21 protein-coding genes are annotated in these 22,302 nt (G+C 67.2%); 10 read left to right on the forward strand and 11 right to left on the reverse strand.

All coding sequences use genetic code 11. The features are described from left to right. The first annotated feature begins 77 nt into the window (after positions 1–77). Together ACLJO0_RS43145 and ACLJO0_RS43150 are read left to right on the forward strand one after the other, a co-directional pair. Positions 78–341 carry a hypothetical protein gene (locus ACLJO0_RS43145; RefSeq protein ID WP_410585681.1) on the forward strand — a complete coding sequence of 88 codons (264 nt, stop codon included), beginning with the start codon at positions 78–80 and terminating at the stop codon, positions 339–341. Positions 342–702: 361 nt separating this feature from the next. Next, positions 703–1,773, forward strand: a complete 1,071-nt coding sequence (locus tag ACLJO0_RS43150; RefSeq protein WP_410585682.1) for an SAVED domain-containing protein — start codon at positions 703–705, stop codon at positions 1,771–1,773. A gap of 178 nt (positions 1,774–1,951) precedes the next feature. On the opposite strand, the gene ACLJO0_RS43155 is transcribed toward ACLJO0_RS43150, so the two are convergent. Beyond that, positions 1,952–2,839, reverse strand: a complete 888-nt coding sequence (locus ACLJO0_RS43155) for a hypothetical protein (protein WP_410585683.1) — start codon at positions 2,837–2,839, stop codon at positions 1,952–1,954. Between the two features lie 249 nt (positions 2,840–3,088). On the opposite strand from ACLJO0_RS43155, the gene ACLJO0_RS43160 reads away from it, so the two are divergent. Further along, a complete protein-coding gene (locus tag ACLJO0_RS43160; protein ID WP_410585684.1) occupies positions 3,089–3,571 on the forward strand; it encodes a hypothetical protein in 483 nt (160 codons plus the stop codon). A gap of 82 nt (positions 3,572–3,653) precedes the next feature. Then, on the forward strand, positions 3,654–4,052 hold the full coding sequence (locus ACLJO0_RS43165; RefSeq protein WP_410585685.1) for a hypothetical protein: 399 nt from the start codon (positions 3,654–3,656) through the stop codon (positions 4,050–4,052). A 338-nt stretch (positions 4,053–4,390) separates the two neighbouring features. Here ACLJO0_RS43165 and ACLJO0_RS43170 read toward each other — a convergent pair whose 3' ends face one another. Together ACLJO0_RS43170 and wecB are read right to left on the reverse strand one after the other, a co-directional pair. Beyond that, a complete protein-coding gene (locus ACLJO0_RS43170) occupies positions 4,391–6,112 on the reverse strand; it encodes a DUF2334 domain-containing protein (RefSeq protein ID WP_410585686.1) in 1,722 nt (573 codons plus the stop codon). Next, on the reverse strand, positions 6,109–7,278 hold the full coding sequence (gene wecB / locus ACLJO0_RS43175; RefSeq protein ID WP_410585687.1) for a non-hydrolyzing UDP-N-acetylglucosamine 2-epimerase: 1,170 nt from the start codon (positions 7,276–7,278) through the stop codon (positions 6,109–6,111). Before wecB ends, ACLJO0_RS43170 begins: the two co-directional genes overlap by 4 nt. A gap of 479 nt (positions 7,279–7,757) precedes the next feature. Between wecB and ACLJO0_RS43180 the strand changes: the two genes are divergently transcribed. The 3 genes from ACLJO0_RS43180 to ACLJO0_RS43190 are packed head-to-tail and all read left to right on the forward strand — an operon-like array spanning position 7,758 to position 10,398. Beyond that, positions 7,758–9,248 (forward strand): glycosyltransferase family 2 protein, encoded by a 1,491-nt coding sequence (locus tag ACLJO0_RS43180; protein ID WP_410585688.1) that lies wholly within the window; start codon positions 7,758–7,760, stop codon positions 9,246–9,248. Next, complete coding sequence (locus ACLJO0_RS43185) at positions 9,248–9,928, forward strand: hypothetical protein (RefSeq protein ID WP_410585689.1); 681 nt, start codon at positions 9,248–9,250, stop codon at positions 9,926–9,928. Before ACLJO0_RS43180 ends, ACLJO0_RS43185 begins: the two co-directional genes overlap by 1 nt. Positions 9,929–9,963: 35 nt before the next feature. Then, a complete protein-coding gene (locus tag ACLJO0_RS43190; protein WP_125800345.1) occupies positions 9,964–10,398 on the forward strand; it encodes a hypothetical protein in 435 nt (144 codons plus the stop codon). 255 nt (positions 10,399–10,653) lie between these two features. Here ACLJO0_RS43190 and ACLJO0_RS43195 read toward each other — a convergent pair whose 3' ends face one another. Then, on the reverse strand, positions 10,654–11,421 hold the full coding sequence (locus tag ACLJO0_RS43195) for a class I SAM-dependent methyltransferase (RefSeq protein WP_410585690.1): 768 nt from the start codon (positions 11,419–11,421) through the stop codon (positions 10,654–10,656). A 24-nt stretch (positions 11,422–11,445) separates the two neighbouring features. After that, positions 11,446–12,072, reverse strand: a complete 627-nt coding sequence (locus tag ACLJO0_RS43200) for a winged helix-turn-helix transcriptional regulator (protein WP_410585691.1) — start codon at positions 12,070–12,072, stop codon at positions 11,446–11,448. A gap of 74 nt (positions 12,073–12,146) precedes the next feature. Between ACLJO0_RS43200 and ACLJO0_RS43205 the strand changes: the two genes are divergently transcribed. After that, positions 12,147–13,043: an alpha/beta fold hydrolase gene (locus ACLJO0_RS43205; RefSeq protein WP_410585692.1), complete on the forward strand. Its 897-nt coding sequence runs from the start codon at positions 12,147–12,149 to the stop codon at positions 13,041–13,043. A gap of 12 nt (positions 13,044–13,055) precedes the next feature. Here the strand turns inward: ACLJO0_RS43205 and ACLJO0_RS43210 are convergent, their stop codons facing one another. Together ACLJO0_RS43210 and ACLJO0_RS43215 are read right to left on the reverse strand one after the other, a co-directional pair. Continuing rightward, a complete protein-coding gene (locus ACLJO0_RS43210; protein ID WP_410585693.1) occupies positions 13,056–14,216 on the reverse strand; it encodes an epoxide hydrolase family protein in 1,161 nt (386 codons plus the stop codon). A gap of 53 nt (positions 14,217–14,269) precedes the next feature. Continuing rightward, complete coding sequence (locus tag ACLJO0_RS43215; RefSeq protein ID WP_410585694.1) at positions 14,270–15,418, reverse strand: acyl-CoA dehydrogenase family protein; 1,149 nt, start codon at positions 15,416–15,418, stop codon at positions 14,270–14,272. A gap of 251 nt (positions 15,419–15,669) precedes the next feature. Here ACLJO0_RS43215 and ACLJO0_RS43220 point away from each other — a divergent pair, with 251 nt between their 5' ends. Continuing rightward, a complete protein-coding gene (locus tag ACLJO0_RS43220) occupies positions 15,670–16,248 on the forward strand; it encodes a dihydrofolate reductase family protein (protein ID WP_410585695.1) in 579 nt (192 codons plus the stop codon). Between the two features lie 185 nt (positions 16,249–16,433). Continuing rightward, positions 16,434–17,891: an MFS transporter gene (locus tag ACLJO0_RS43225; protein ID WP_410585696.1), complete on the forward strand. Its 1,458-nt coding sequence runs from the start codon at positions 16,434–16,436 to the stop codon at positions 17,889–17,891. Between the two features lie 664 nt (positions 17,892–18,555). On the opposite strand, the gene ACLJO0_RS43230 is transcribed toward ACLJO0_RS43225, so the two are convergent. From ACLJO0_RS43230 to ACLJO0_RS43245, 4 genes are all read right to left on the reverse strand, one after another. Next, on the reverse strand, positions 18,556–19,095 hold the full coding sequence (locus ACLJO0_RS43230) for a pyridoxamine 5'-phosphate oxidase family protein (RefSeq protein ID WP_125796157.1): 540 nt from the start codon (positions 19,093–19,095) through the stop codon (positions 18,556–18,558). 59 nt (positions 19,096–19,154) lie between these two features. Beyond that, positions 19,155–19,748: a TIGR03086 family metal-binding protein gene (locus ACLJO0_RS43235; protein WP_158633148.1), complete on the reverse strand. Its 594-nt coding sequence runs from the start codon at positions 19,746–19,748 to the stop codon at positions 19,155–19,157. Between the two features lie 5 nt (positions 19,749–19,753). Beyond that, on the reverse strand, positions 19,754–20,740 hold the full coding sequence (locus ACLJO0_RS43240) for a sigma-70 family RNA polymerase sigma factor (protein WP_125785566.1): 987 nt from the start codon (positions 20,738–20,740) through the stop codon (positions 19,754–19,756). 148 nt (positions 20,741–20,888) lie between these two features. Further along, complete coding sequence (locus ACLJO0_RS43245; RefSeq protein ID WP_410585697.1) at positions 20,889–22,268, reverse strand: FAD-dependent oxidoreductase; 1,380 nt, start codon at positions 22,266–22,268, stop codon at positions 20,889–20,891. Between the last annotated feature and the right edge of the window lie 34 nt (positions 22,269–22,302).

The following is a 22,302-nucleotide window of genomic DNA, read 5'->3' on the forward strand; positions in this document are numbered from 1 at the left end:
GTTGTAGCGGCCGTGCGTGCGATCCAACCTGATCACGCGTCCGAGGTACGGGCGTGATCGACAGGGGAGGAACACTCATGCGGAAGCTCGTCACCAAGGCCGCGCTGGCGGCCGGGATCGCGGTCGCCGCGCTGCCACTCGGCGTGGCGTCGGCCGGCGCCACGCCCGCGGCGCCGGAGCCCGCCCAGCAGGTCGGGACCGCCGGGATGAAGTTCTACGACGACTACTGGACGCTGAAATCGTGCAAGACGGTCGGCAACTGGGGTCTGAAGAAGGGCAAGTGGTCCGTGTACGAATGCCAGTTCTCCGGCTGGGACTGGGACCTCTACTACGACAAGTGAGCCCGGACTGACGTGCCGCGCCGGTGCCGATGGGCCCGGCGCGGCACTGTTCACTGTGCCCGTTCTGCAGACAAGCGCGCCCGTTTCATGATTGGTCGACAGAGGGCGACTGCCTGCTCAACGGCTACTCAGGCCAGCAGAACGGCCGATGGTCGGCCTACTTCTGTTCCGCGTCGGCGTGGTCGTGGGACCTCTACATCAAGCGGTAGACGGACGGTCCGGTCCTCCCACGTGATCGCGTGGGAGGAGGACCCCGTTCTGCCGCTGACGCCCGTCCTCGACCGCCACAGCGAGTCCGCGGGCCTGCCGAATAGAGTGGTCCGATCCGCTGGTTCGAGCACACCACGAACGGATGGTTGTGGTGACAGATTCAGGACGGCCGGTATCGCCCCGGCTGACGGTCGTCGGCTCCGGTGACACTTCCGGCGGCTCCGCGGGACGGTGGGCGGCCGTCACCGATGGCACGGCCCCGCTCACGGTCGGCGGGATGGCGGCGGGCGGGTTCGGGGTCGAGGCCGCGAAGTCGTTCCTGGCGGGTGAGCCGGCCGGGCGATGGTGGTTCGTGCTGGCCTTCGCCGCCGGACTCGCCCTGGTCGCGCTCGGCCTGTGGGCGAGGAGCCGTCTCCGCCGTCGAGTGCGGGTCGGCATCGTGGTCACCGCGTCGGACGGCAGGCGCGGGCGAGCCCGCGCCCGGCAACTGGAGCAGCAGGCGGAGAAGTTCAGCCAGCGCACCTGCACGATCACGCTGAAGACCGGCATCGAGTTGCCCGGCGACGGCGCCTGGGACCGCGAGCTGGTCGACGCCCTCGCCGACGAAACGTTGTCCGCCACCACGATGGCCGAACGCCTGACCCCCGACGCCGTCCGGATCAACCTGATCCCCACCATGCCGCTCCACGTCGCGTTCTGGTTCGGCGCCCGGCTGGGCTACACCCACGCCCGCGAGGTGGTGGTACACGCCATCCGGCAGGCCGACGGCGCACCGGCGTACTTCCCCGCGACATCCTTGCGCGCGATCGACTCCGACGTCGAACCGCTGGACGTCGACCGGCTGGAGGCCGTCGACGACGGCGACCCGGACAAGGTCGCCCTCGCGGTGGATCTGCAGGGTCGCGGCGACCAGTTCTTCGACCAGGTGATGGCATCCTGCCGTCGCCACGGTTTCGGCTACCTCCTGCGGATCCGGACCGGGTCACCGGTGTTGACCGAGGACACCGCCACTTTCACCGGTGCGGTGGAGCAGATCTGCCGCGCCTGGCGGGAAGCGCCGCTGACCGCCGGCGCCCGGGCCGGTGGGCACGCGATCTTCCTCAGCGGGCCGGTCGCGATCGCGGTCGCACTCGGTGCCCGGCTGGCCTCGCCGGAACACGGGCGGTGGACGGCGTTCACCTTCGACGCGACCAGCGGCTCCTACGAGCCGTTTCCCCCTTAGGTACCTGTGGCGCTTCTTGCGTGATGCCGGGTTGAAGTACATGAAGGACCCCTTCCTGTACCTAGGCGCAAGGATGGGGTCCTTCATGTACTGGGTTTTGGGCGTGAAGGGCCCCTTCCCTACTCTCAGGGTAGGGAAGGAGGCCCTCACGGACCTCCGATCCCCTTCGGCCTGACCGTCAGGCCCACATTTTCTCGTTCGAGAGCAGCATCTTGAACCCTCCGTGCATGAACTCGATCCACTGCGGATAGGTCGTGTCGTTGACGAGATCCCACGGCACGAAGGACTCACGCGAGCGTTCGGTCTCGGCGACAGTGCGAAGGTAGGTTCTCACCTTCTTCCGCGTCGCGTTCAGGCTTCGGGAGGAGTAGTGATCGTTCGGAACCCCGTACGCCAGCATTTCCAGCGTCGCCGAGGACACGCCCAGCGACGAGTCCATGGGGACCTTCTGCCCCGGAATGGACGAACGCCTGCTCCCGGTGCCCTGATGCTTCATGCCGACGTGGTTCGCCTTCAGATGCCGCACGAATTGCGTGAACATGCCGTCGGTGCGCATGTCCTTTTCCTTGACCTTCGCGATGTACTTCCGCGGATGGCTGACCTGGAGTTCTCCGTGGCCGTCCCAGAAAATGACACCCTGGTCCGCCGTGTTCAGAGAAACGGGCGGCGTCTCCAGGAACCGTTGGCAGACCAGGAGATCGGCGTTGACGTGGCCAGGGAAGACCGGCGCCACCTTGAGCACCCGCTGGACCTTGCCCCACGCCACCATCGACGCCAGGCCCGGCGACATCGTCTCGAAGTCGTAACTCAGCGCACGTGCCACGGTTTCCTTGAACCACAGGAATTCCGGCGTGGGCGCCCGGCCTTTCACCCGTTTGCCGAACCGCGTACCGGGGGCCGGTTCGAAGCCGCCTCGCCACTCGGGCACGATCGGGTGACAAAGTTCGACGACGATGTCGACGTCGCCGTACGGATCGACTTGAGTGCCCTTCACGAAGGATCCGTGCGGGTAGACGTCGAAACCGCAGCCAGTGGGCGCCAGCAGCCCGGTGATCCGATCTCGCAAGAAGGCAAAAGTGGCCATTCTGACATCGCCGACCGTCATACCGACGATGCTGGCACATCACCGGGCACCCGGCAATGGCACCCGAAGCTCTTCAAAATCCTGTACACGCGCGGGTTTCTTGAGAGTTTCTCGACACTCCAAAAAGGACAGACGAAACAGGCTGAGTAGTACTACTCGTGCGCAGCGACGGGAACCTGGGCAAGATCGGTGAGGTCCGCTCACTGGGGGCGGCGTACACCGAGGAGAATCATGAAACTCCGTCATGCCTTCACCACGTTCGCCGTCACCGCGGGTCTGATCGGCGCGTTCGCGCCCGCCGCGGCGGCCGACGAGCCGATCGCGAGCGTCGACTTCGCCGCCGAGCAGGGTGCTTTCCCGGTCGACGGGAAGAGCGGCCACTGGGTCGACTCGCCCGAGCACGAGGTGATGATCCGCGAGGTCGGCGACGTCCTGCGCGTGGACGCCGACGCCGACAACGGTTTCTACCACTTCAGACTCGACTTCAGCGCCCCGTCCGGCGCACTCCAGGTCGGCTCGTACGACCACGCGACGGGAGCCCACATCCTCGCCATCGCCACCGGTTTGGGCTGCTCGGACGACTACTCGACGTTCACGATCAGCCGCATCGAACGTGGCGCCGCAGGACTCACCGCCCTCGACGCCACGTTCGAGCAGCGCTGCACCGACCCCACCGCACCGGCGCTGCGCGGCGAGGTCCACTACCGGCGTTGAGATCAGGCCACGTCGGGAACGTGCCCGGTTCCGATGGGTTTCGGCTCACCATCGGCTACAGCTCGACCATATGCTGAATGGCATGAGCAGATTCGCGGAGGTCATCGTTCTGGCGCGCGATGCCGAGGAAGTGATGGAGCCGCTGACGCGCCCGGATCCCGGCCGGGAGTGGTACCAGTGCTTCACGCGCGTCGACGACTCCGTGTTCGCCGGCACGGGCACCGGGTCGAGCGAGTGCTACACCTGGGTCATTCAGTTCATCCGTCACAACTGGCGAGGGCTCTTGGCCCACCTGGAATCCTTACCCTGGCCCGATCCGGCCTCGCTCCAGGTCCTCGTCCATGACGAAGACGACGACTGCTTCGGCCTGTGGATGCTCTACGACGGCGGGCTCAAGGAAGTCGAGCTCCCCCGGACGTCCCGCCGCCCAGCCCCCGGCACCAGCGTCAACGGAACACTCAGCAGAACCGACCGGACCTGACAAACCGCGGCCTCCGCTATCGGCCGGAACCCGGAGAAGGTGGAGAAGGTCGGATCGGCTTCGGCAAGGTCGCCTGCTTTGAAGTAGTGGAACTCATTTCCCTGGTGGGTCTGGAAAACGAAGGCATCCTCGAAGGGCGTGAAGTCTGCCTCGTAGTCGTCGACGACGATCTCTTTCGCTTCGAGGAGCCACCCGAAATCCCATTCGCCGCCCTGGCTGAGCCAGTACGGGTTCTTGGGCCGACATCAACGCCTCGACCTCTTGATCGGAACTCACCTGGTCGCGGCGATGAACAGCGACCGCGGCCGGCACCCTGTCCGGGTACCGGCCGCGGGTGCTCAGCCACGGGCGACCTCACTGGCGGTGCTGAAATCGTATCCTTGCGCCCGCAGGCCGAGGACGACCGTGTTCAGGTGTTCCAAGGGCAGGAACGGGTGGAAGAAGAAGCTGGCCACGTTGTCGCGGACCACCTTGGACTTCGCGCCGTCGGCGAGCAGGTCCGCGGGCAGCCGGGCCGGATGCTGGTTGAACGGTTCCGGCGCGACGTGGTCGAGGTTCTCGGGTATCACCACCGCGCCGTAGACATCCCGCACCGGGTAAGGGAAGTACTGACCGTATTTGGTCTGGTAGGACACCGTCGACGTGGAGCCGCAGGCGCCGCGCGGGCAGTATCCCGCGAAATAGCTGCCCTGGTCGTAGCGTGCCGCGAAGTGGGAGCTGACTTCCTTGTAGTCCACCGCCGATCCGCCGTAATGCGGGAATTCGAACACTTCCGGTTCGGGCAGCCCGACCCGGCGGAACTCGCCGAGCCCGGTGGCGATCCGCCCGCGGAACCATTCCGCGGAATCGCCGGGGACCGGGCCGGTCTCGACGACGTGGTTGTTCTTGTCGACGATCGCCGTATAGAACTCGTAGTCCGCGGAGCTCGCCCCACCGTAAGGGTTAGCCATCTCCTCGAACTGGTGGCTGTAACCGTGCATGATCATCGTCGCGCCGCGCCGGATCGCGTAGTGCAGCGCGTCCACCAAGGCCGGGCTGTCCACGAGCCGGGCGAAGGTCGGCCTGCCGCCGTTGGCCACACCGTGCGGGTCCGCGTAGTACGGGTAGACCGCGAGCGAGAACGAAATCCCTTGCCCGCCCAGCAGATCGGCGATCCGGCGGATCTGGCCCGCGTCGGTGCGCGGGCCGATGTCCTCGATCCGCACGAGCGCCCGGTGCCGCTCCGCGGTCTTCGGAGCGAGCGTGCCGAGCAGGATGTCGGCGGCGGCGAGGTACCGGTCTCCCTCGTTGACGTAGGAGAACGGCGCCTCCGCGAGGTAGGTGAAAGTCCCCGAGCGCACCGCCCACGGCGTGTGCTCGCCGGCCGTCACGCTGTCCGCGAGGACTTCGTTGACCGCCGGGTTGTCCCGCCGTACCAACGGAACCGAGCCGATCTCGGGATTGCGTTCGAGCGACACGCTCTTGTAGCGGACCTCGGTCGGCGACGTCGGTGTGCGGCCCACCGGCGTCCAGCCCCAGCGCGCGGTGATGCCCGGGTCATGTTCGGCAAGGCGATGGATGTTCTCGCCCATCCAGATGACCGGCACCTTCGCGGCCGCCACGTCCGCGAGCAACACGGCCGGTAACGCGGCTTCGCTGATCGAACCGACGTAGACCAGCGCCTGGTATCCGCCGATTTCGCCCGCGCGGTAGTCGGCGGCGGCGCGCATCGTCCAGGCGCCCGCCCGCGAGACCAGGTTCGCGGTCTGCATCGCGTGCGCCTCGGCCATTCCGGCCTCGTCCGCGCCGGCGGGCGGGTTCGGCGCGTCCCGCTCACCGGCGTCGTAGACCACCAGCGTCCGGTGTGCGCGGTTCCCGCCGGGGCCGGGGCTGCCGACCTCGCCGGTCATCTCCAGCCGGTCGCCGAGGGAGACCGGGGCGGCCGCGGGCGAAGCGAGTATCGCGCTCGCCGGGCGCGTGTAGACGACCAGCATCACCAATCCGGTCGCGACGACGACGGCCAGCGCCGCGAAGCGCAGTCCGGCGGGTGTGCGCCGGCGCCGGTTTTCCTTGCGGGTCATACCAGCACACCCCCCGCCACCACACGCGAATCCGCGTCGAACTCCTCGACCGGTTCGGCGCTCAGGCCGAGCAGCCTGGCCAGCGCGCGCTCGGTGCGTGACGCGGCCCTTCCGTCGCCGAACGGGTTGCCGTTGGTCATCATGGCCGCCCGGGCGCGGCGGTCGGTCAGCAGTTCCGACGCCGTCCGCACGATCAGCTCGCGGTCGGTGCCGACCAACCGGGCACAGCCCGCGTGCACCGCTTCCATCCGTTCGGTGACCTCGCGCAACACCAGCACCGGCACGCCGAAGGTGGGCGCCTCCTCCTGGATCCCGCCGGAGTCGGACAAGACCAGCGTGGCGGACGCGAGCACACCGGCCAATTCCTCGTAGCGAAGCGGCTCGGTGACCACCACGCGAGGCAGGCCACCCAGTTCGTCGTCGACCAGCTCGCGGACGGCCGGGTTCGGGTGCGCGGGCAGGACCACGTGCAGGTCCGCGTGCCGGGCGACCAGTTCGGTGACCGCGCGCAGCACCTGACGCAGCGGTTCGCCCCAGGACTCGCGGCGGTGCGCGGTGACCAGCACCAGCCGCTCACCGCGGGTGGCCGCTTCGACGGCCGCGGCGACCCGCTCGTCCTGGTAGGCCACCGCCCCGCGGTCGGCGATCGCGCGGATCGCGTCCACCGAAGTGTTGCCGGTGACCACGATCCGCTCGGCGGGAACCTGCTCGCGGAGCAGGTTCTCGGCCGCCGCCGACGTCGGCGGTAGATGCAGCGAAGCGGCTTGAGTGACCAGCCGCCGGTTCAGCTCTTCCGGGAAGGGCGCGGCCAGATCGAACGAACGCAGGCCCGCCTCCAGATGTACCACCGGAACCCGCCGCCAGAACGCGGCGAGCGTGCCGGCCAGTGTGGTCGTGGTGTCCCCCTGGACCACCACCACCGCGGGCGGTTCACGATCGGCCAGCACGTCCAGACCGGTGAGCATCTGGCCGAGCAGTTCGGGCTGGCCGCCGTCGCGGCGGTGCAGCGGCAACGTGGCGTCCGCGCGGACGCCGAACGTCTCCAGCGCCTGCCCGACCATCGTCGGATGCTGTCCGGTGGCGACCAGGTACGGCTCCATCCGGCCCGCCGCGGCGATCGCCCCGGCGACCGGCGCCAGTTTGATGGCCTCCGGCCGGGTCCCCATCACGAGCCACACTCGAGGCCGGGTCGCTTCGCTTTCCTGTCGATTCCAAACCATTACTCCCCCAAGGTTCGAACATTCTTTTCAGCGATTCGCGCACTTCACATGATCATTTGCGCGGGGCGCTGTGACCGATGCGACGCAGAGTGGTTCTGTCCGGTTCCCGCCGAATTTCCTCACCCGTTCGAGGGAACCGGAGCCTGACTCGTCACGTCGTAGTCCATGGATGCGGGATCGGCCGGGGGGCCCGACGCATCACGCACAATCCTTCACACACAAGGAATTGAGCACGCTGAATCTTGGGGGAGAAATGTCTGTTGTCCGGATCGGGCCGTCGGTCGGCGCGACGGCGACCATGGGGATCGCCGCGGGGGCCGGCGCCTGGCTGCCACTGTCACTCGCCGCATTCGTTCTGTTGCTTTTCGCCACCCGGTCGATTCTCATCCGAATCGCGCCGGAAACGGAAAGGGGGCAGTAGCGAAATGGAAACCAGTCTGTCCGTCGTCGCCACCGTCATGGTCGGCGTGCTGATCTGGTGGCCGTTGCAGAACCTCATCCTGGCGGTGTTCGCCTGGCGGTCCCCGCAACGACCACGCAGTGTGCGCCGGGCACCGGATCCGGTGCCGTTCTGGATCGTCATCCCGGCGCTGAACGAGGAACGCGTCATCGCGAACACGGTGCGCAACGCGCTGGCCACCGGAACCCGGTACACGCCGGTCCGTGTCGTCGTCGTGGACGACGCCTCCGACGACGCGACGCCGCATATCCTCGCCGGCATCAGGGATCCGCGACTGCACGTCCTGCGCCGTGAGCTGCCCATGGCCCGCCAAGGCAAGGGCGAGGGCCTGAACACCGCGTACCGCTACATCCTCGACATCGCAGGCCGGGAAGGCACGATCGAGCAGACGATCGTCGGGATCGTGGACGGCGACGGCCGCTGCAGCGAAGGGATGCTCGACGAGATCGCCGAACTGATGGCGGAAAAGTCGGTCGGTGCCGTGCAATGCCGCGTGCGCATCCACAACCGGCACAAAACGCTGGCGCTGCTCCAGGATCTGGAATTCGGCGCCATCGCGGACTCCGCGCAGTCCCTGCGCGACCTGGTCGGCAGCGTCGGGTTGGGCGGCAACGGCCAGTTCACCCGGCTGTCCGTCCTCGCGCGGTTCCACCCTGGCCCGTGGTCGGCCTGCCTGGTCGAGGACCTCGAACTCGGCCTGCGCCTGCACCTGGACGGGATCCGCGTGCGCTACACGAAATCCGCGTGGGTCACCCAGCAGGGGCTGACCGACGTGAAACGCTTGCTGCGCCAGCGAACCCGGTGGGCGCAAGGCAACCTGCAGTGCTTCCGGCACCTTCGCAGGCTGACCACGTCGAAATTCGTCAGCGGCGTCGGCCTCACCGACTTCCTGATCTACCTGCTTTCGCCCTGGCTGACCGTGCCCATGTCGCTGCTGCTGGTCGGACTGGTCGCGGCGTCCGCCGTGGCGCTGGCGACCGGGAGCACGCTGGGTGGGCTGGTGGCCACAGTGGACACTCTGCCGACGTCGGTCGCGATGCTCGTCGGGCTGGCCATGGCGCCGAGTCTGCTCTGGGGATTGGTCTACTGGGTCCGGCTCCGCGACGAGAACATCTTTCGGTGCCTGTTCGCCGGGCTGCTCTACCCGTGGTTCCTGGCGCTGGGCATCATCGCGACGTGGCGTGCGCTGTTCCGGCTGCTGTCCGGGCGCAACGGCTGGTCCAAGACCGAACGGCTGGCCGAAGACGGCCGGCCCGCACCGCCGATGCCGATGCCGGTCCCGATGCCCGTATCCGCGCCGCTCCCGCTACCGCGCCCGGCCGCCCCACCGGTGACGATCGATCCCAGTGTCACCCAGCCGATCCCCGCGGCGGTCCTCGCCGCCGCCGAGCGGACCCGGCCGGTCCCGCATCCGCTGGCCGAAACCGAACCAACGCAACGACTGGAGCGGGTGTGATGGCAGGCCAGCACCGGCGCCGCGCGAAACGGAACAAGCTCGTTCTCGTCCTGGCCGCCGCCGGGCTGGCCCTCGCCGCGGCCTCCACGATCGACCGCGGCGACTCCGGGAAGGAGGCGTCCACCGGCTGGTACGTGACCGTGTACTACACCGCCGTCGAGTCGCACCACGACGAAGACCCGGTGCCGGTCACCGGCTGCCTCGTGATCGATTGCGAACGCGGCGACGACCCTCTCGGCAGCTACCCGGAAGACTTCGTGAAGGCCGTCGAGGACGAAGGCACCGGCCGGATCGTCAGCGGCCGTCACGCCGGCCGCTACCTGAACTGGTCCCACGACATCGGTTTCTGGCTGGACAACGCACCCCGCGACAGCCACGGCCGCCCGCTTGAGCCGTTCGTCTCCGCCGCCGCGGATCCGGCCGTCCTCGGCGACGGCCGGCAACTGCGGATCACCGGCTGCGGCACCGCGGAGGACGGGACGGCGATCGACGCGGGAGTCTGCGAAAGGCTGCGTTCCGCCTCCTGGCGGATCATGGACGAATTCACTCCCGGACTCGGCGGCGACCGGCACATCGACGTCTACCTCGGCGAGGAAACCGGGCCGGACTTCACTTCCGACCCGCTGTACTCGTCGCTGCACAACGCCACGCTGGAGCTCGGCAAGACCGGCGGCCCGTGAAGGTCTTCGCTGGAGCGGCAAGCTAGTTTGACCCGATGAGTCTTCTCGACGACGTGGCCGAACGCGACGGCTGGCGATGCTGGGTCTGCGACGAACCGGTCGACCCGGAGATGTCGGTGAACGACCCGCGGGGTCCCAGTGTCGACAGCCGGACCGCCGACCGGAAGGCCAAGGTCACCGAGCGGCTCGCACACCGCGGCTGCAACACCCGCAAGGGCGCGGTCAAGGTGGTCATCGCCTGGCCGGATCGCCTGCACGTCGTCGAACCCGCGCCGCTGATCACCGTCGCCGGACGGCTGGAACGCAAGGGCGGCCGCGAACTGGTGGCCCGGAGCCCGACCGAACAGGACGCCCGGGAGGCGGCGGATTGGCTGGTCGACCGGTTTTCCCGGCTGCTACCGGGAGTGCCGGTGACCGCGGGTGTCGAGCCCGGCGGCGGCCAGTTCCTCGTCATCCTGAAGCGCGGCTAGAGGTCGGCCATCAGCAGTGTCCCGGAAAGTCGCATATCCGCTGGGCTGTGTCGCTCTTGCTGATTCGACCTGGACATCGGGGATTCGATCCCGGCCGTGAGGCGACCGTGTCGCGAAAGCCACTTTCGGGACACCAGGCGTCGCGAAAGTGGCTTTCGCGACGCACCTCGACCGTGAGTTTCGGCGACAGCACCCGCCCTCTCAACCCTCACTTGACCAGCAGTTACACGACGTTGCCGTCCTCCTGAAGCGCGGCTAGAGGTCCGCCTTCAGTTTCGCGTTGGCGTCCTTGACCAGCACCATCACGTCCTGATGGAGATCCCAAGCGGCCTCGTCGTACCCGGCGAGACGCAGATCGGGCGCCTCCAGCGCGCGCTGCACCGCCCAGCCGGGCGAGCTGAGCGAAATGCCGTACCCGTCGTTGCCCGCGTAGTCGTTGTAGCCGAAACCGCTGGCCTTGTACGCGGCGAGCATGCGATCGGTCGCACGCGCGTCCAGCCCGTAGTCCTTGCCCGCCTCGGCCCGCATCGCCATCCGACGGCCATGCGTGGTGACCACCGCGACCCCGCCGGGAGCCAACGCGCGCGAGAAGTAGCGCAGCAGCGGCCCCCAGTTCGGGGCATCGAGATGGGTCAGCACCGAACCACACCACAGCAGATCCACCTCGGTGACCTGCTCGATGTCGTCCACATCCGGCGCACCGATCACCGCCCGCGCGCCGAACGCCTCCGCGCAGCTGGCCAGCGCCGCCGGGTCCATGTCACACGCGATCAGCTCGGCCGCCGGGAAAGCGGCACGCAAGGACCGCATCACCCGGCCGTAACCGCACCCGAAATCCAAGAGCCGCTTAGGTTCCGGCCGTCCGGTGACCTGAAGCGCGGCGAGCACCGCACGCAACGCGTCCTTGGACACGCTCAGATAGTGCTCGATGTTGTTGCTCGCGAACATGCTGTCGCCGTCGGCGATCGTCGTGCTCACGCCGGCCATGATCCGCGCGACGGTCTCGTCCAGCGTTTCGCTCATCCGGCAACCGTATCGACCGTCCGGTCAGGCGGCGAAGACGGTGCGCACGACGGACTCGTCGCCATCGATCTCGACCAGTCCGAGCCCGCGCGCGTCGGCGAGCGTGAGAGCGCCGGCGGAAAGGCCGAGGATGCTGGCGGGGTCGGCGCGGACGGTGGCGTCGAGTTCGCGGCCGTCGTGCTGGCCGATTTCGAAGCCGGCGCGGCTCGCGCGGAGCTGGAAGGTCGAGCCGCCGACCTCGAGGCCGACCGTCGCCGAGGCGCGGACCTTGACCCGGGAACCGAGCAGGGCGGGGACGGCGAGGGCGAGCCATTCCGGGCGGAAGGCGTCGTCGCCGGGGCCGCGGACCATCAACGGGGCGGACCAGCGGATCAGGCTCTCTATCGGTTCACGCAGTTCAGCGCCCCATGGCGTGAGGGCGTACTCGACCACGCTGCCCGAGCCGGCCAGCTGCCGCTCGACCACGCCCGACGCCTCGAGGTCGCGCAGGCGATCCGCGAGGAGGTTGGTCGCGATGCCGGGGAGGCCGTCGATCAGGTCCCGGTAGCGGGCGGGGCCGAGGAGGAGCTGACGGACGATGAGCAGATTCCACCGATCGCCGACGACCTCGAGAGACCGGGCGAGCCCGCAGTATTGGCCGTAGCCTCGCATCGTAGCTCCCGCTTGTTTTTCTCAAGTGTGCGTGACAAGCTCAAGCTTACCCGAGAAACCCTGAGGGGGCGGCCATGGTCGATACCACCAAGCGCGTGCGACCTACCTGGGTCGACGACAGCCTGTTCCCGTTCGAGAGCCGTTTCGTCGACGTCGACGGGCACACCGTGCACTACATCGACGAGGGATCCGGGCCCACACTGCTTTTCCTGCACGGCAACCCGACCTGGTCGTTCCTCTGGCGCGACGTGATCCGCGCGCTGCGCGGCGAGTTCCGCTGCGTCGCCCTCGACTACCCCGGCTTCGGGCTGTCGACCGCGAAACCCGGCTACCGGTTCTGGCCCGAGGAACACGCGGACGTGGTCACCGCGTTCATCGACGCGCTCGACCTCAAGGGCGCCACTCTGGTCGGCCAGGACTGGGGCGGACTGATCGGCCTGGCCGCCGTGCAGCGACGGCCAGGCGTCTTCGATCGGCTGGTGCTCGCCAACACCTGGGCTTGGCCGGTCAACGGCGTCCTCCACTTCGAGGCCTTCTCCCGGCTCTTCGGCGGACCTCCGAGCCGCTTCCTGGTCCGGCGGCTCAACCTCCTCGTCAACGTGTTCGTCCCCACCGGACACCGGCGCCGGAAGCCGAGCGCCGCCGAGATGACGCATTACCGCCGGGCGCTCAGTACTCCCCAGCGACGCCAGGCCTCCGCGGTGCTCCCCGGCCGGGTCCGCGCCAGCCGCGCCTTCTTCGCCGAGATCGAAGCCGGCTTCGCGGACATCGCCCACCTCCCGGCACTGATCGTGTGGGGCGACGCCGACATCGCCTTCCGCCCTCAGGAACGCGAACGCCTGGAAGCCACCTTCACCGACCACGAGACCGTGATCGTCGAGGGCGCCGGCACCTACGTGGAATCCGATGCTCCCGAGGAGTTCGTCGCCGCGATACGCCGCTGGACAACGGCGCATCGCGGCACGGACTGAATTCCTCAGGGCTTACTGGGCGTCGAGAGCCCGCCGGAAAGCCCTCAGATCGCCGACGTACAGGTCGGGCTCTTCCAAGGCGGCGAAGTTCCCGCCGCGGTCGTACTCCGCCCAGTGCACCACGTTGGGGAAGTCGCGATCCACGAACTTCCGGATGGACATGAACGGCGCCTTCGGGAACACCGCGACACCGAGCGGCGCCGAAATCGGCGGGTACGTACCGATGGACGAGGCGATGGGAAGCTGGTCCACGATTTCGTAATACAGCTGTGCGGAAGAGCCGCCGGTGCCGGTCAGCCAGTAGAACATCACGTTGGTCAGGATGCGGTCGAGACTCGCGGCGTCCTCCGGTTTGGTCTCCGTGTCCGCCCAGTCCTTGAACTTCTCGATGATCCAGGCAAGCTGGCCGACCGGGGAATCGACCAGCGGGTACGCGATCGTGTTCGGCCGGGTCGCCTGGAGCTTCATGGAACCGGAGAGGATGTCCACGAAGCGGGCGGTCCGGTCCAGCCGAGCCTGGTCGGACGCGCTCAGGCCGACGAGATCGTCCGGATTCCCACTGGGTTTCGTGACCAGGGTGTTCAGATGGAGACCCGCCACGTGGTCCGGATCCTTCAACGCCACGAAAAGAGAGACCCCGGAGCCGAAATCTCCGCCCTGCGGCACATAGTGATCGTAGCCGAGGCGCTCCATCAGCACCGCCCACGCCGAAGCGATCCGTTCGATCGTCCAGCCGGGTTCGGCGGGAGGGCCGGAGAAACCGAATCCCGGCATGGCGGGAATCACCAGATCGAACGCGTCGCGCGCATCGCCGCCGTGCGCGCGCGGATTCGTCAGCGGGCCCACCACGTCGAGGAACTCGACCACCGACCCTGGCCATCCGTGCGTGATCAGCAGCGGGAGCGCGTCGGGTTCGGGCGAACGAACGTGGATGAAGTGGATGTTCGCGCCGTCGATCTCGGTGACGTACTGCGGCAACGTGTTCAGTTCCGCCTCGGCCGAACGCCAGTCGTAGGAGTTCCGCCAATAGTCGACGACCTCCTTGAGATAGGCGGTCGGCACGCCGCGATCCCAACCCACGTCGGGAAGATCCCGCGGCCAGCGCGTCTGGTCGAGGCGACGATCGAGATCGTCCAGCTGCGATTGCGGTATTTCGATGCGAAAGGGTTTCAATGGACTTCCTCGCGTGTAGTGCCGACGTGGTGACCAGTCGGGACGGAACGGCCTCAGAGATACGTCGTGTTCGGCTCGAGCCCGCACAGATGCCTGCCGAGCAGTTCGATGTTCGTGTTCGGGCTCGTCAAGGCGTGCAACGCGATCGTTTCGATATCCCGATGTATCCGCTGAATCGGCACATCGTTGTAGATCGAACTACCGCCGCTCGCGGTCGAGATGATCCGGATGGACTCCTGTGCCAATTGTGCCACCCGACCCATTTCGACCCGGGAGCGAATTCGTTCGGCTTGCGTCCACGGCTCGTTGCGCGCCGCCTTCGCGTCCACCAGGTCGGCGAACGTCTGCGCCCGCAGCCGCGCTTCCTCGGCGAGCAGAGTTGCCTCGCCGACCTGGAGATGCGTGAGCGGCGCGGTCTGCTGCGTTTCGTAATCCGTGTACGTGATCTTCCGCCCGGGAAGCCGGTCCAGGAAATGCTCGATGGCGGCCTCGGCCGCGCCGACACATTGGCCTGCCGTGGCGATGGTGGAGGTGACCAGCATGGGCACCTGATAGATCGACTGGGTGGAATTCGTCTCCGATTTGCATTGCTCGTCGAAGAATTCCATCACCGGACGAACTCGCGCTCGGGGGACGAAAACGTCGTGCGCGCGAACGCTCACACTGCCCGAACCACGCAGGCCGTGAGTGTGCCAGTCGTCGATGACCTCGAAGCTCGACGCCGGCAGGATCGCCATGATCGGACCTTCACCGGCCCCCGCCTCATCGGGTTCGGCGACCACCAGCTTCCAGTGGCTGTGGAGTACCCCGCTGTTGAACCTCCATTCGCCACTGATGACATAGCCGCCGTTCGTCCGCGACGCTTTCCCGCTCGCCGCCAACGTTCCGCAGACCCGCGAGTTCGGAGTCGCGAACACCTCGTCCTGCACCTCGTCCGGATACAACCCGGCGATCCAGTTGATGAGCGACCAGACCGAAACGCAGAAAGCGGCGGAACTGTCACCGCGCGCGATTTCCGCGTGGACGTCGATGAGCGTTCTGGCGTCGCTCTGATATCCACCGTATCGCGTGGGAACGCGCATTTTGAGCAGCCCGGAACGTTCGATCCCCTCGATCACGTCCGCGGGGAGCCGCCGGTTCTCGTCGATCCATTGAGCACGTCCCCTGATGAGAGGGACCAGCTCGGATGCGCGCGCGACCAACTCCTCTCGTGAAGGGGATTGGATATCCAGCACCATCTTGACCTCCGGCGATTCGTTCGCTTGGAGCGCGGTATGACTGGATCCTGTCCGCCGTTAACCCGGGCTGCATCTCCGAGTGTGCCGTCCGGCGCCGCCACAAGATCATCTCGGCCTGCCGCACTACGATCCGTGATCACGGGAAAAACCTCCGCGCCGGGCGATGAGTTTTCCGGTGCCGGCGAGTCTGTATATACGAGACGAAGGGAGACATCGTGCGGAAAGTGATCGTGCAACAGTTCGTGTCCTTGGACGGCGTGGTCCAGGGGCCGGGAACGCCGGACGAAGACCGCGAAGGTGGTTTCGAGGGTGGCGGCTGGACCGCGAAACACGCGGGCAGCCTGCTCAGCGACACCTTTTTCACGTGGACGGCCGACGAGGACGCGCTGTTGCTCGGCCGGAAGACCTACGACATCTTCTACGCGTACTGGCCGACGACCGGCGATCACCCGATCAACAAACGCCTGGAAGCGATGGACAAATACGTCACATCACGCAGCGTCAAGTCCGCTGATTGGGTGAACACCACCATGATCGACGGCGACGTGGCCTCCGCGGTCAAAGAGCTCAAAGACGGAACGGGCGGACCGATCTGGGTGTCGGGCTCCGGCAACCTGACCCATACGCTCATGCGGAACGGCCTGGTCGACGAGTACCGGCTGCTCTTCTTCCCGGTGGTCGTGGGATCCGGGAAGCGCCTGTTCGTGGACGGCGCGATCCCCGCCGACTTCGAGCTGGCCTCGTCACGCACGGTCGGCAACGTCATCGTCGCCACCTACGAACGCCGCGACTGACGCCGTCCGTCCGGCGATCGCGACCGGTCACCGCCTGATTCCCGGCACAGCGATCAGTTTGGGCACTCCCGCCTGGTCTGTACTTCTGTCGCCTGCACGCGACTACCGACCATCACGAGCATCGAACAGGAGTGTCTGGCAATGACGAGAACTACAGCTTCGGTGGGCGCAAAGGGGATGCGGCCTTGAATACCTCAACCGTCACCCCGCCCCGTCTCCGGCCGGGATGGGCGCTCGTCGCAGTGGGCATCGGCGTCTTCCTGACGTCACTCGACGTCGTCGTGGTCGCGACCGCGTTGCCGAGTTTGCAGGCCGAACTGGGAGCCAGTCTCTCCGAGCTGGAATGGACCATCAACGGCTACAACCTGGTCTTCGCCTGCCTCGTCCTCACCGGGGCCGCGCTCGGAGATCGCTTCGGGCGCAGGCGGATGTACGTACTCGGGCTCGGCTTGTTCGCGCTCGCGTCCGTGCTGGCCGCGATGTCGACCTCCATCGACACCCTGATCCTGGCGCGGTTCGCGCAGGGTGCGGCCGCCGCGGTGGCGATGCCGCTGAGCATGAGCCTCCTGGCGGACAACTTCCCGCCGGAGAAGCGCGGTGCCGCCATGGGCATCTGGGGAGCCATCGCCGGTGTCGGCATCGCCGGCGGCCCGGTCGTCGGTGGCTTCATCACCGAGGGGCTGTCCTGGGAATGGATCTTCTGGCTGAACGTTCCCTTCGCGATCATCGCGATGGCTCTCGCCTACGGCGTCCTTCGTGAATCGTACGGCGGGCGGCCGAAGCTCGATTTGGGTGGTCTGGCACTGGCAGGCGTCGGCCTCTTCGCGCTGACTTGGGCCGGTGTGCAGGCGCCCACCGTGGGCTGGGGCAGCTGGGAGGTCATCGGCGCGCTGGTCCTCGGTGCCGTGCTCATGGCCGCGTTCGTCAAATGGGAGACCCGGACCAGCCATCCGATGATCCCGTTGGCGTACTTCCGGAACCGTGGTTTCGCCACCGCGAACATCGTCGGTTTCTGTCAGCAGATCTCGGTGATCGGCACCCTGTTCATCCTCGCGCAGCTCATGCAGACCGGACTCGGCCTCGATCCGCTCCAGACAGGTCTGCGTCTCCTCGTGTGGACCGGTATGCCGTTCCTCGTCGCCCCCATCGCGGGCAGCCTGGCCGACAAGTTCGGCACCCGGCCGTTCATGGTCGCCGGCATGCTGCTCCAGACCGCCGGGCTGGCGTGGATGGCGGCCGTCACGGCCCCCGGTATCGGCTACGGGCAACTGATCGGCCCGCTCATCGTGTCCGGCGTCGGTATCTCCATGTGCTTCCCGACGATGACGACGCTCGCGTTGAGTTCGGTTCCCCCTGGCGACACGGGGACCGCGGCCGGGGCCAACAACGCCGTCAAGGAACTGGGCAGCGTCTTCGGTGTCGCCATCCTCGGCGCCGTCTTCGCGATGTACGGCAGTTACGCCAGCCCGGCCTCCGCGATCGACGGCTTCCAAGCGGCGCTTTACGTCGGTGCGATCGGCTCGGTCTTCGGTGCCATCGTCGCGGCGTTCTCCCCCGGGAAGAGGGCCGCCGGTCTGTCCGCGCCCGCCGGCGACACCGGAACCCCAGATCCGGCTCCCGTCGAAGGCGCGACAGGGCGGTAGGTACCCCTCGATGCCAGGGCCGTGCCGGGAGACCGGCACGGCCCTGGTTTCTTTGTCGTGAGTGGCGATTCGGGTTATCGAGGGGTAAGGCAACGTGTCGTGTCTCGGGCGAGACGGCAGGCTGGGTGACGCGACACCGCACTCGCGTGCTCAGACCCGGATCTCGCGTGTTTACAGGCGTAACTCGCGTGTTCAGAGACGGAACTCGCGAGTGCGGCATCCAGACACGCGAGTCACGCCTTGCCGAAGTACATGACCAGCCGCCGACGTCACAACCGTCCCGCTGTCACCAGGGACCACATCCGAAAGTAGCGAAAGCCTCCTTCACTACCGTCAGGGTAGGCAAAGAGGCCCTCACTACCAGGAGAACGCCCACGCAGAAGCGACACCGGCCCCACGCCACGACACGTTTGACCTTCTTCTCAAGAACCGTCTTTTACCACTCACGATACCCGCACAAAGTCACGCAAAGTGCCCTGACATCTTCTCGACTGTCCACAAGAGACGCCGTCCGCGACAGCAATGCCGGTGTCGTTCCGATGGTCTCGCACTGGAGCAGTGATGAAGGCGAGAGGGGAGAAATTGGGACACTGAACGTCCCAAATCCTACATCGTCAGCCTCCGAACCGGTCCGGAGTAGGCAAAGACCGGTCCGTTCCCACCCTCAAGGGCCGAGTTCCGCCGTCGGCGGGAACCGGGAAACGAAGTCGCAGACCGCGATATGGGTCGGGGTGAGCGAGATGATCGCCCAGTCGTTGTCCCGTTCGACGTGCCCGTCGGCCCAGTCTTTCAGTTTCCTGTCGTCGCCGATCATCCGGCGGGCCATCTCCAGATGCACTTGCGGGATCCCCGAACAGATCTCGATCGAAGTGGTCCCGCGTCCGGTCACGGCGATCGGCGCGTAGTCGACGACCGGCAGGCCGAGTGACGACGAGATCTTCACCCGCGCCTCGGCCGCGGTCGGGCCGGGACCGACGTCGAGGGAGAACGCGGCCTCCGGGCGCGCCGCGATGGACTTCACCTTGTAGGCCGCGGCAGGCGACGCGAAGACGAAGGCCGCGCCGTCCCAGAGATAGACGACCGGGATGACTCGGGGACTGCCGTCCAGGCCCGTGTATCCGATCCGCAGCGCGATGGGCATCTCCAGCAACGTCCGTACGACCGGATCGGTCTCCACGAGTCGCACGATGTCGGAGTATTTCATCTAGTACTTCCTCACGGAGTCACGACGCCGGAATCAGGCGCCGATCTCGTCGTTCGGTCTCACCCTGGCATTCGCCCGAGGAACGCGACGAACTTGTCCGTCTCACTCGCCGAAGGCCCCACTTTGACCGGGGGCGCGAAGAAGGGCGACCGATGCGACTCTGGAATGACAGAGTGGCTCAATTCGAGCAGGTCACGAGCCAGCTGTTTCGGAACGTCGAGATTGTGGCCGCAGGCATGCGAAATGTCCCACGCGTGCGCGGCGACCTCGATCGCCCCCACGCTCGCGGCGACGCCACCGTCCAGCGGGCGGTCGCCGATGGACAGTGACGGCGAGGATTCCCGCATGCTCACGACGCTCAGCAGGCGGCTGGCCAGCACCTGTGCCGTGACCGTCGGTCCCGGCTTCGGCGTCGGCGCCGAAACCATCGCCCCCTGCCCTACTTTGAAGAGTTCGACTCCCCCGGTCACGATTCCCTCGTGCAGGTCCGCCATCGATTCGTTGACGTGCCAGAGAAGTTCGCGCAGCGTCCATTCGCTGCACGGCGTGGCCCGTTCGAGATCGACCTCCGCGATATCGGTGAAGACCACGAGCGCATAGACGATCGATCCCTCCAGCAGCCTCGACCCGTCCGCGAACCCCACTCCAGGCACGGGTTTCACGTCCCGCTCGGTCCAGACCGACGGCCGAAGACCTCCGGCAGGTCGAAGAGCTCGAACAGGCCCGGCGACTGGTACGACACGATGTGGTCGATTCCTTCGTTGGTGACCGACACGACGTTGAGTTGATGTGCGCGGTGCACTCCGTCGCTTCCCCGCAGATACGCCGCGAACGCGGGCTGCCCGTTCGCCGAGGTCCGGACGAGCCGGTTGTCCCCCGCCGCCGAAGGGCAGAAGCGATCGATGAAGGACTCCATCGCGTCGCGGCCGGCGATCCACATCGGCAACGGCGGCATCTCCCAGACCGCGTTTTCCGTCATGATCCCGGCCAGCGCGCTGCTGTCCGCGTTTTCGACGGCGGCCACGTATTTGTCCAGCACCGCGCGGCGGGCGGGCACGTCGACGACCTCGTCCTCCGCGGGAGCGGCCTTCTTGACCGTCGCACGGGCTCGCTGCAGCGCGCTGTTCACCGCGGCATGGCTGATTCCCAGCAGGTCCGCGACCTCGGGTGTCTGCCATTTGAGCACGTCACGGAACAACAAGACCGCGCACTGCTTCGGTGGCAGCAGCTGCAAGGCGGCCACGAGGGCGAGACGCATGCTGTTGCGCGACGCCGCGACGGTGGCCGGATCCTCCGTCCCCGCCCCGAACACCTTGTCCGGGCTCGGTTCGACCCACCGCACGTGCGGCAGTGGCGCCAGCGCGCTCGGCGCGACGTCCAGCGGAGGATGGCCGAGGCCCGAAGGCAACGGCCGCCGTCCGCTGCGCTCCAGTTCGGTGAGGCAGACGTTGGTCGCGATCCGGTACAGCCACTGACGCAACGACGAGTGTTGTTCGAGCCCGCCGAAACCGCGCCAAGCCCGCAAGTACGTCTCCTGGACGAGCTCCTCGGCGTCATGGACCGAGCCGAGCATCCGGTAGCAATGCGCCAGCAGCTCACGGCGGAAAGGCGCGGTCACCCGCTCGAAATCCTCCTCGACCAGCACCTGCTGCCTCCCCTCACCTCACCGGCACCCATGCCTCGTCCCCGCCGGCGATTCGACGTCACAACGATACAGACCAGCGGGCCCGCCGAAACTCATCGCTCGCGCCGAAAATCACCCTGTGTGAGCGCCGAACCCGCGGAAACAGGCCCTATCGAGTGGCGCTCGAAAGGCCCACGTCCGCTCCGCGGGCAGGTCTTCCCTTCACCACCCGACGTGCCGTGCGCAGGGCGTCGAGCACGAAGGCCGGCCGCATGAGCGTCTGTGGCGGGTCGACGAGGCCCGCCACCCGGAAGAACGCCGCCGTGAACCTGCCGCCCACCTGCGCGGCGGTATGCAGGCGCGCCATGAAGACGTTCCCCATGCGGACCTGCAGATCCCGCTTTCCGACCACTTCCGGGAAGGCGAGGTCGCCGCCCGCGGAAATGCTCCACGGCACGTCGATGATCGGTTTCAGTTCGCGGAAGAATTCGACCGGCCGCGGCTGTCCCTTCTCGAGATGCTCGGCGAGCGCGACAGCCTCCATGGCGGCCACGGTCATTCCCTGGCCGTAGACCGGGTTGAAGGCGCACACGCCGTCACCGATGACCAGGAAAGCGGCCGGGAACCGGCTCAGTTTGTCGTAGCGCCGTCGAATGCTCGCCGGGACCCGGAACGACGTCGCCTCGCCCACCGGTTTCGCCGTGTGCACCGCGCCGTGGATCTCCGGCGCGGACAGCGACCGCGTGTAGTCGAGGAAGCCGTCGAGTTCACCGGGCGGCCGGTCGCCGATGATCCCGGTCAAAGAGACCAGTGCCTCCCCGTTTCCTAGATTGACGAAGAAGGCGCCCCGGGGATTCGCCGGACAGGCGACCGGGTTGATCGCCAGGTCGTTCCCGAAAGGATCTTCGGTCAAGGTGAAATTACGCGAGGTGTAGGTCAGGTCGATCTTGATGCTGTCCTCGCTCGGCCGTTCGTAGCCGAACTCCTCCAGCCAGGCGGGGGTCCTGCTGCCCCGGCCCGTCGCGTCGACGACCAGGTCCGCGGTGAGGACGTCGTCGGCCTCGGCGGTCGTGCCCGCGACTCGGACGCCCTTCACCCTCGTCCTGTCGTCGGAGACGACCAGACCGCGGATCACCGTGCTCTGACGGACTTCGACGTTCGGCAGAGCGAAGACCCGGTCACGGATGTAGGCCTCCAGCTGTGGCCGGGTCGCCGACACGCTCAGCAGGCCACAATCCTTCTGTGCCAGCCGGGCGCCGTTGAAATACCACCGCAGGCGGCCCGCCATGTCGCCGATGGGGACGCCGTCGTCCTGCATCTGCGCGAGCAGCCCCGGGAAGAGGTCCTCCAGGATCTGCTGGCCCTTGGCGAGCAACGCGTGCGCGTGCGAGCCCTGCGGTATCCCGCGACGGGTACCGGTCACACCGATGATTTCGTCTCGTTCGACGAGGAGAACCGTGCGATATCGCTTGGACAGCACCCGAGCTGTCAGCAGACCGGCGATACCCGCGCCGAGAACGACCGCTCGTTCGCCTAGATGATCGACCACGTGAAGCCTCCGTTTCAGGGACCGCTGCTAGCGA

Origin of the sequence: Amycolatopsis sp. lyj-108, assembly GCF_046549005.1 — a bacterium.
Classification (GTDB): domain Bacteria; phylum Actinomycetota; class Actinomycetes; order Mycobacteriales; family Pseudonocardiaceae; genus Amycolatopsis.

Coding starts and splice junctions, on each gene's coding strand:
- ACLJO0_RS43190 (WP_125800345.1), top strand. CDS start 9,964: ATGAGTCTTCTCGACGACGTGGCCGAACGCGACGGCTGGCGATGCTGG.
- ACLJO0_RS43200 (WP_410585691.1), bottom strand. CDS start 12,072: ATGCGAGGCTACGGCCAATACTGCGGGCTCGCCCGGTCTCTCGAGGTC.
- wecB (WP_410585687.1), bottom strand. CDS start 7,278: ATGGGGACCCGGCCGGAGGCCATCAAACTGGCGCCGGTCGCCGGGGCG.
- ACLJO0_RS43230 (WP_125796157.1), bottom strand. CDS start 19,095: ATGAAATACTCCGACATCGTGCGACTCGTGGAGACCGATCCGGTCGTA.
- ACLJO0_RS43180 (WP_410585688.1), top strand. CDS start 7,758: ATGGAAACCAGTCTGTCCGTCGTCGCCACCGTCATGGTCGGCGTGCTG.
- ACLJO0_RS43195 (WP_410585690.1), bottom strand. CDS start 11,421: ATGAGCGAAACGCTGGACGAGACCGTCGCGCGGATCATGGCCGGCGTG.
- ACLJO0_RS43185 (WP_410585689.1), top strand. CDS start 9,248: ATGGCAGGCCAGCACCGGCGCCGCGCGAAACGGAACAAGCTCGTTCTC.
- ACLJO0_RS43165 (WP_410585685.1), top strand. CDS start 3,654: ATGAGCAGATTCGCGGAGGTCATCGTTCTGGCGCGCGATGCCGAGGAA.
- ACLJO0_RS43205 (WP_410585692.1), top strand. CDS start 12,147: ATGGTCGATACCACCAAGCGCGTGCGACCTACCTGGGTCGACGACAGC.
- ACLJO0_RS43160 (WP_410585684.1), top strand. CDS start 3,089: ATGAAACTCCGTCATGCCTTCACCACGTTCGCCGTCACCGCGGGTCTG.
- ACLJO0_RS43170 (WP_410585686.1), bottom strand. CDS start 6,112: ATGACCCGCAAGGAAAACCGGCGCCGGCGCACACCCGCCGGACTGCGC.
- ACLJO0_RS43145 (WP_410585681.1), top strand. CDS start 78: ATGCGGAAGCTCGTCACCAAGGCCGCGCTGGCGGCCGGGATCGCGGTC.